This window comes from Roseateles sp. P5_B10 (genome assembly GCF_056400485.1).
Window position 1 is genome coordinate 1 of the sequence record NZ_JBFULE010001279.1, and the last position, 1009, is coordinate 1009.

Consider the following 1009-nt stretch of genomic DNA (forward strand, 5'->3'; position numbering starts at 1 on the left):
GTCGACTTCATGATCGGCAGGCCCGGGCTCATGTGCATCGTCGTGCTGCTCATGTAGTAGGTCTTGCCTACTCGGATGATGGCGATGTCCGGAACGTCGGCCCAGATCAGCGGGTTGTGAGCAGGAGCTGCCTGTGCCGCCGGAACGGCCGGAGACGCGACGCAGAGCACGAGGGCCATCACGAGCCAAAGAACCGGGCGGTTCATGAGGCGGGTGGGAGAGGCGGCGCAAGGGCGGCTCAGGTCGTCAGCGTGTTTGTCCATGTTTTGTCCGGATCAGTCATTTGGAGTCGCGTCGGTCAAGGCGACTTGCCGCCCGGCCTGAGGCCGTTTCAGCGCGCCTACCGCGCATACAGCGCGAACGCGAAGTCCGCAGGGCGGCCGCTTTCCTTGTCCTTCAGCGGCCGGTCATCAAGGGTCGCCTCGCCGTCGGCATAGACATCGCTGCGGCTGGCGCGGAGGTTGATCGTCACCGCGTCCTTCTGGCCCTGCAGCGTCAGCGCGTAGCGACGACCGGACTTCAGCACGACAGGCGGATGGGCGCTGAAGTCGAAGCTCAGCAGCCCGGCCCCTTGCGGCCGGTAGGCAATGGCCAGGCCCTCGCCCGCACCGAGCAGTTCGGTGCCGGCCTCCACGTCGCGCAACGACAGGCGCAAGCTGCGCGTGGCGTCCGTGCCGTGGCCGTCACCGGCGTACAGGCTGAGCCGGCCTAGTGGGATGTCGGCGCGCGGCACGAAGGTCTGCACCAGGCGGCTGGCGCCGCCGTCGCGGTTGAAGCCGATGGGCTCGGGTGTCTGCTCGAAAGGCCGGGTGACGGAGGCCAGCGCCGGGCTGCCAGACCAGGTTTCGGGATAGCCCTGGGCGAACTGCTGGACGGCCACGCGCGGGTCGGAGCGGCCCGGGTCCGCCAGCGCCGGCACCTTGCCCTTGGGCGGCTGGGGCGGCTTGCTGATGCCGGCTTCCGTCTGCGTGATCGGCCACATGCGGCCGTCGGCGTCGTAGTAGAGGTA

2 protein-coding genes are annotated in these 1009 nt (G+C 68.7%); both read right to left on the reverse strand.

The features are described from left to right. On the reverse strand, positions 1-263 hold a 263-nt coding region (locus AC1DU6_RS32720), incomplete at its 3' end, for a hypothetical protein (RefSeq protein WP_477862430.1). 77 nt (positions 264-340) lie between these two features. After that, positions 341-1009 (reverse strand): hypothetical protein (locus AC1DU6_RS32725; protein ID WP_477862432.1); only part of this gene is annotated, 669 nt, incomplete at its 5' end.